The sequence below is a fragment of the Ruegeria sp. genome (assembly GCF_028066395.1).
Taxonomy (GTDB): Bacteria; Pseudomonadota; Alphaproteobacteria; order Rhodobacterales; family Rhodobacteraceae; genus Ruegeria.
In genome coordinates this window covers 1-6,848 of record NZ_JALCBM010000112.1, presented here as the reverse complement: position 1 = coordinate 6,848, position 6,848 = coordinate 1, and the positions used below count along the sequence as shown (strand labels likewise).

Genomic DNA, 6,848 nt, shown 5'->3' with positions numbered 1-6,848 from the left:
CCGAAGGCCCCATCGGAACCGCCCTGCAAACGCTGGTGCTGTTTCCGCCCGGTTAAGGCTCGGCCGGTTCCTGCACCTTTCGTTCAAAACCCGTTGCCGCCGCCGGGAAGGAACCCTATCTTGCGCTCATGCGCTGGATGATCCCGTTTCTGACCTGTTTGCCGCTGCCCGCCTTGGCGCACCCACATGTCTTTATCGACACGGGGCTGGAATTCATCGTCGATTCCTCTGGCCAGTTGACCCATGTCCGTGTGACCTGGGCCTATGATGATTTCTACTCGCTGCTGGTGCTTGAGGATCTGCGGCTGGATCAGGATGGCGATGGCCAACTGAGCGAGGCCGAGGAACAGTACCTCTCGGGCTTCGATGCGCAATGGGTCGAGGGGTATAACGGCGATCTGGTCCTGTTTGCCGACGGCCAGCCTGTCGCTCTGTCCGGCCCGATGGAACCCACCGCGACCACCGAAAACGGGCGTATCATCACCACGCATTTGCGGGCGGTCACCGATGGTTCGGTTCCGGCGGCGTCGATCTCGGCCAAAGCCTATGATGACAGTTACTACACCGCTTATGAGGTGACGCGCCCGGTCATCGTCACGGGGCCGACCGAATGCGCCATCGAACGGATCGAGCCTGATATCGACGGGCAATTGGCGCAGATGCAGGCGTTTCTGCAAACGCTCGACGCGGATTACGATCTAGAAGAAAACGACATTCCCCTGGTCGGGGAAAACTTCGCGACCGAGGTCCGCGTTTCATGTCCAAATACCTGATCGTTCCGGTCGCTCTGGCTTGCGGGTTGCTGCTGTGGTTCTGGGGCAGTGGCGGGTTTGACAGCCTCGCGGCCTGGGCCGCCGGGGAACAGCGCGATTTTCAGAACCAGATCGCCCAGGCCCTGCGCGCCGCGCGGGCCGAGCAGCCGCAGGCGGTTGCGACCCTGCTGACCGTCTGTTTCGCCTATGGGTTCTTTCACGCCATCGGCCCCGGTCACGGCAAGGTCCTGATCGGAGGCTATGGGCTGGGCCGTCGCGTCGCCTTTTGGCGGTTGTCGGCGATCAGCGTTCTGTCCAGTCTGGGTCAGGCAGTCACTGCCATTGTGCTGGTCTATGCCGGCGTGCTGATCTTTCAGATGTCGCGGCAGAGCCTTGTCGGTGCGACCGAACAGGTGATGGCCCCGATCAGCTATGCCGCCATTGCGGCAATTGGTCTGTGGCTGGTGTTTCGTGCGATGCGCGGCTTTGCACGGCGGCACCGCAACCAGACAGCACATACGCATCACGACCATGGAGATGTCTGCTCGGATTGCGGCCATCGCCACGGCCCCAGCGCCGAAGAGGTCGCCAATGTCGGCACCCTGCGCGAGGCGCTGGTGTTGATCGCGGGTATCGCGGCGCGGCCCTGTACCGGAGCTTTGTTCGTTCTGATCCTGACCTGGCAGATGGGCATCGCCATGGTCGGCATCGCGGGCGCTTTTGCGATGGCGCTGGGCACGGCGCTGGTGACAACTCTGGTCGGTTGGACCTCATTCGGGTTGCGCGGCGGGTTGCTTGCCTCGGCCTCGGCCACGCGGTTTGCATCTGTGCTGGCCCCGACGATTGAACTGGTGGCCGGGTTGCTGATCGCAGTGATCGCCAGCGGGCTGCTGCTGCGGGCGCTTTAGAAAACCGGATCGGGATATCCGACCCGCGCAAGGTACAGGCCTTGCGGAGGGCAGACCGGCCCGCAGGCGGCGCGGTTGGTGGCCTCCAATGCATCACGCACATCTTCAGGCGTCCATGCCCCGGCACCGACGCGCTCCAGCGTGCCGACGAAGCTGCGCACCTGATTGTGCAGGAAGGACCGAGCGCGGACGTGGAAATGCACCTCGGGGCCGGAGAAGCCCTGCACCTGCTCCACCCGCAACTCATCCAGCGTCTTGACCGGGCTGGCGGCCTGACAGATCGAGGATCGGAAGGTGGTGAAGTCATGCCGCCCGATCAGCATATCCGCACCGGCCTGCATCGCCGCGACATCCAACTGGTGATTGATCTGCCAGACTTGCCCGGCATCATGAGTCGCAGGTGCGCGGCGCATCAGGATGCGGAACAGATACTGCCTCTCAACCGCCGAAAACCGCGCGTGCCAGTCATCAGCAACGCGGGCGGCCTGCACGATGGCAACCGGCTGTGGCTTGAGGTGATAGTTCAGCGCCTCGGACAGGCGGAACGGGTCCCAGTCCTTGACCAGATCGCAATGGGCCACCTGCCCCAGCGCATGCACGCCCGCATCGGTGCGCCCGGCGGCGGCAATCGTGTGATCGCCCGGCTGAATGCGCGACAGGGCCTGTTCGATGGCCCCCTGAACCGAGGGCAGGTCCTTCTGCCGCTGCCACCCGGCAAACGGCGCCCCCTGATATTCAACTTTCAACGCATATCTCGGCATGCGGGGCTGGTATCGCGACTTGGCGCGTCGGGCAAGGGCTTGAAAGCACTGGCATGTCCGGCGGCGGCTGCCTATCTTGGGCGAAACAAAAAATTGCGAGGCGACGGCTTGGTCATCTCATCACTGGCAGACCATCTTGTGCGCGGCGTCGAAACCATCGGCGACAGCGTGTCCGAGGCTTTGTTCGAACCCGTGATCCGGCTGGGTGTCACCGGTCTGGCGCGCTCGGGCAAGACGGTGTTCATCACCTCGCTGGTGGCGAACCTGCTGGACCGGGGTCGCATGACCAGCCTTGTGGCGCAGCAAGAGGGGCGGATCACCGCTGCCTATCTGCAACCGCAGCCTGACGACACCGTGCCCCGCTTCGATTACGAAGCCCACCTGTCAGCCCTGACCGGCCCCGCGCCGCATTGGCCCGACAGCACGCGCGCGGTGTCGGAACTGCGCCTGTCCTTCAAGGTGCAGCCCGGCGGTTTGCTGTCAGGGTTGCAGGGGCCGCGCACCATTCATCTGGATATTGTGGATTATCCGGGCGAGTGGTTGCTGGATTTGGCTCTGCTGGACAAATCCTATGCCCAATGGTCCGCCGACACGCTGACACGCATCGAAAACCGCCCGCAGGCGGCGGCGTTTCTGACCAGCGCGCGAGGGGCGGACCTGAGCGGGGCGCATGACGAGCCCACGGCGCAGGCCTTGGCGCGGGGCTTTACTGATTACCTGAACGCGGCGCGGGATGACGGGTTCTATGATTGCACGCCCGGTCGTTTCTTGCTGCCGGGCGATCTGGCGGGCTCACCGGTTCTGACCTTCGCGCCTTTGCCGGTGACCGAACCCTCGCGCCGTCGTACCCTGCAACGCGAGATGGAGCGGCGGTACGAGGCCTACAAGGCGCAGGTGGTCAAACCCTTCTTTCGCGATCATTTCGCGCGAATTGACCGGCAGGTGGTGCTGATCGACGCGCTGGGGGCAATCCACAAAGGCCCGCAAGCGGTCGAAGATATGCGTCGCGCCATGGCGGATATTCTCGCCGCCTTCCGACCGGGGCGCAATGCGTGGCTGAGCCAGCTGTTGCTGGGCAAACGAGTCGAACGTATCCTCTTTGCCGCCACCAAGGCCGACCATCTGCACCACACGCAACATCCGCGCCTTACCGCGATTATGGAGGCGCTGACCCGCGACGCCCGTGACCGCGCTGATTTCGCCCGGGCTGAAACTGCCGCCCTGTCTCTGGCGTCCCTGCGAGCGACCACCGAAGAGATGCGCAACCACAACGGGGCCGAACTGCCCTGCGTGCGCGGTACCCTGCTGGACAGCGGCAAACAGGCGGCCTTTTATCCCGGCGAGTTGCCCGAGGACCCCTCGCATCTGCTGAACCCGGCGCGCAACGGGGCCGAGGATTGGTTGGGTGAGGATTACGGTTTCATGGCGTTCGCACCCGCGCCGCTGACCCTGCAGCCCGGCGATGGCCCGCCGCATATCCGGCTGGACCGTGCGGCGCAGTTTCTGATCGGGGATCGGCTGTGACCGCCCATCTCCGCCCCGCCCGCAGCACCGATGCGGGCCGCACCGGGGACATTCTGCATGGCTTCGCCCGGGAAAACCCATGGATGCCGGAACTGCACAGCGGCGCGGAGACCATCGCCTATTGCGGCTGGATGATTGATCAGGGCTGGGTCACCGTGGCGGAAACCGACGATGGCGTGGTTGGATTTCTGGCGTTGAACGGCGACGAAATTCTGTCGCTCTACCTGACCCCTTCGGCGCGCGGACAGGGGATCGGGCGGCAATTGCTGCACCACGCCATGGCCGGTCAGACAGAACTATCGCTTTATGCTTTTCAGGCCAACATCCCGGCCTGCCGGTTCTATGAACGCAACGGATTTGCCGAGGTCGCACGCAGCGACGGGGCCGATAACGATGAAAACCTGCCCGATATCAAGTATGTCTGGCGCAGCAAGGAGGCGGGCAATGGCTAAAGGCCCCGTTCTGATTGATCTGGAAGAGGACACGCCAGCCGATGTGGCACAGGCTCCCCCGGTCCCGGATGTGACGCCGCCGCAGGGGCAGGCGATGCAGGGGGCCGCGCGGATTGCGGCGCGTCAACCTTCGGTTCTGTCGCGCTGGTTCTGGGGGCTGGCGGCGGCGGTAGTCGGTGCGGTGGTCTCGGTCGCGGCGTGGGATTTTGCGGTGTCGCTGCTGAACCGCTCGCCCATTCTGGGTGGCATTGTCACCGGGTTGATCGTGGCGCTACTGCTGGTGGTGCTGGTGATCGCCCTGCGCGAACTGGCCGCGATTGGCCGCCTGTCCCGCGTCGACGGCATGCGCCGGGCGGCGGATGCAGCCCTGGCCGAGGCTGATCTGGCGCAGGCCCGCGCCGTCACCAACCGGTTGATTTCATTCTACAACGGACGTGCTGAAACCCAATGGGGTCGCGACCGCCTACGCGAGCGGATGGGCGAGCAATTCGATGCCTCGACCCTACTGACCCTGGCAGAGGATGAGCTGCTGGCCCCGCTCGACGCCGCTGCCAGTCGTGAGGTTGAGGCCGCAGCAAGGCAGGTCGCAACCGTCACCGCGCTGGTCCCGCTTGCCTTGGCGGATGTGGTCACCGCGCTTGCGGCGTCCCTGCGGATGATCCGGCGGATTGCCGAGATTTACGGTGGCCGCGCCGGGTTTCTGGGTAGCTGGCGTCTAACCCGCGCGGTGTTCGTGCATCTGGTGGCGACCGGGGCCGTGGCGGTCGGCGATGACCTGCTGGAGCCTATCTTGGGCGGCTCGGTCCTCAGCAAACTGTCGCGCCGCTTTGGCGAGGGGCTGGTGAACGGCGCGCTCAGCGCCCGGGTCGGCGTCGCCGCGATGGAGGTCTGCCGTCCGCTGCCCTTCTCGGACCGACACAAACCCTCGACCCGGGGCATGATCAAACGCGCGCTGGGCGGGCTGTTTTCGAAAACTTGATCTGCCGCAAGGCCTCGGCCACGCTGATCCTGCACAACAGGATCGGAGCCAGCCATGACCGACCACGGCCACAGCCAGCAGGAAATCGCCGCGCGGATCAACGCGCCGCCGGGGCGCGGGGTGCTGCGCGATGTGGTCTATGGCGGCATCGACGGCTCGGTCACCACCTTCGCCATTGTCGCCGGCGTGGCCGGGGCGGGCCTGTCGCCCTTTGTCATCGTGGCGCTGGGTCTGGCCAATGTGCTGGCCGACGGGTTTTCCATGGCGGCGGGAAATTACTCGGCCACCAAGGCCGAGACGGACAATATCCGCCGCATCCGCGCCATCGAGGAACGCCACATCCGCCTGTATCCCGATGGGGAACGCAACGAGGTGCGTGAGATCCTGCTACAAAAGGGCCTGTCCGGTCAGGTGCTGGAAGACGCAACCGCAGCCATCACCGCCAGCCATGACAATTGGGTCGATCTGATGATCGAGGGCGAATACGGGCTGGGCGGCGTCGATCCGCACCCGATCAAGGCAGCGATGGCGACGTTTCTGGCCTTTCTGGTGGCCGGGATGATCCCGTTGCTGCCGTTCCTGCTGTCGCTGCCGGATGCCTTTGTGACCTCGGCCTGGATGACGATGGGCGTCTTCTTTGCCATCGGCGCGCTGAAAAGCCGCTGGTCGCTGGCGCCGTGGTGGCGGTCCGGGTTCGAAACCTTTGTGATCGGCGGGGCGGCGGCGTTGATTGCCTATCTGGTGGGCTCGCTGTTCCATCCCTGACCCGTTGTCGCAGGCCGCGGTACGGGGCTGGTTCGCGCAACATGATCCGTTAGGGTTGCGCAAACGAGGGGCAAGAGGATCATGCCGGATCAGGATTTGCGCGGACAAAACCTTTTGGTACTGGGCGCTTATGGCTTTATCGGGGCTTCCGTCACACGGGCGTTGATTGCCCAAGGCGCGCAGGTGACAGGCATGGTGCGCAACCCCAAGACCGGCGCAAGGGTTCTGCCCGGGGTAAAGCTGATACAGGGCGACCTGCGCGATCTGCTGACCGCCGAGGACTGGCGGGGTGTTCTGACCGGTATCGACGTGGTGGTGAACTGTGCGGGCGCGTTGCAGGACGGCCCGCAGGACGATCTGGAGGCGGTGCATCACACCGCCATCGCCGCGCTGGCCACGGCCTGCACCGCAGCCGATATTGCGATCGTTCAGATCTCGGCCATCGGGGCCGAGCCGGATGCCGCGACGGATTTTATGCGGACCAAGGCGGCCGGGGATGCGGCGCTGTGCGCATCAGGCGCGCGGGTCTGGGTGCTGAAACCGGGGCTTGTCATCGGGCAGAGCGATTATGGCGGCACCGCACTGCTGCGCATGCTGGCCGCCATTCCTTACGTGCAGCCCTTGGCCTATCCCGATACGCCGGTCCAATGCGTGGGCATGGATGATCTGTGTCAGGCCGTCCTTCAGGCGGCCCGGTCTGAGCTTCC

At 64.9% G+C, this 6,848-nt stretch carries 8 protein-coding genes; 7 read left to right on the top strand and 1 reads right to left on the bottom strand.

The features are described from left to right. Positions 1 to 128: 128 nt before the first annotated feature. The gene (locus MPJ51_RS21115; protein ID WP_298390929.1) at positions 129 to 773 is read left to right on the top strand and encodes a DUF1007 family protein; all 645 of its coding nucleotides are present in this window, start codon (positions 129 to 131) and stop codon (positions 771 to 773) included. Beyond that, on the top strand, positions 758 to 1,660 hold the full coding sequence (locus MPJ51_RS21110) for a hypothetical protein (protein WP_298390927.1): 903 nt from the start codon (positions 758 to 760) through the stop codon (positions 1,658 to 1,660). The genes MPJ51_RS21115 and MPJ51_RS21110 overlap by 16 nt, the downstream gene beginning before the upstream one ends. Here MPJ51_RS21110 and truA read toward each other — a convergent pair. Next, complete coding sequence (truA, locus tag MPJ51_RS21105) at positions 1,657 to 2,421, bottom strand: tRNA pseudouridine(38-40) synthase TruA (RefSeq protein WP_298390925.1); 765 nt, start codon at positions 2,419 to 2,421, stop codon at positions 1,657 to 1,659. The two genes, MPJ51_RS21110 and truA, sit on opposite strands and share 4 nt — an antisense overlap. Before the next feature lie 108 nt (positions 2,422 to 2,529). Between truA and MPJ51_RS21100 the strand changes: the two genes are divergently transcribed. The 5 genes from MPJ51_RS21100 to MPJ51_RS21080 form a co-directional block, all read left to right on the top strand. Beyond that, on the top strand, positions 2,530 to 3,945 hold the full coding sequence (locus MPJ51_RS21100) for a YcjX family protein (RefSeq protein WP_298390923.1): 1,416 nt from the start codon (positions 2,530 to 2,532) through the stop codon (positions 3,943 to 3,945). Continuing rightward, positions 3,942 to 4,397, top strand: a complete 456-nt coding sequence (locus MPJ51_RS21095; RefSeq protein ID WP_298390921.1) for a GNAT family N-acetyltransferase — start codon at positions 3,942 to 3,944, stop codon at positions 4,395 to 4,397. Before MPJ51_RS21100 ends, MPJ51_RS21095 begins: the two co-directional genes overlap by 4 nt. Further along, on the top strand, positions 4,390 to 5,376 hold the full coding sequence (locus MPJ51_RS21090) for a YcjF family protein (protein ID WP_298390919.1): 987 nt from the start codon (positions 4,390 to 4,392) through the stop codon (positions 5,374 to 5,376). Before MPJ51_RS21095 ends, MPJ51_RS21090 begins: the two co-directional genes overlap by 8 nt. 54 nt (positions 5,377 to 5,430) lie before the next feature. After that, the gene (locus tag MPJ51_RS21085) at positions 5,431 to 6,141 is read left to right on the top strand and encodes a VIT1/CCC1 transporter family protein (protein WP_298390917.1); all 711 of its coding nucleotides are present in this window, start codon (positions 5,431 to 5,433) and stop codon (positions 6,139 to 6,141) included. Between the two features lie 81 nt (positions 6,142 to 6,222). Then, the coding region (locus tag MPJ51_RS21080; RefSeq protein WP_298390915.1) for an NAD(P)H-binding protein at positions 6,223 to 6,848 on the top strand (626 nt) is incomplete at its 3' end.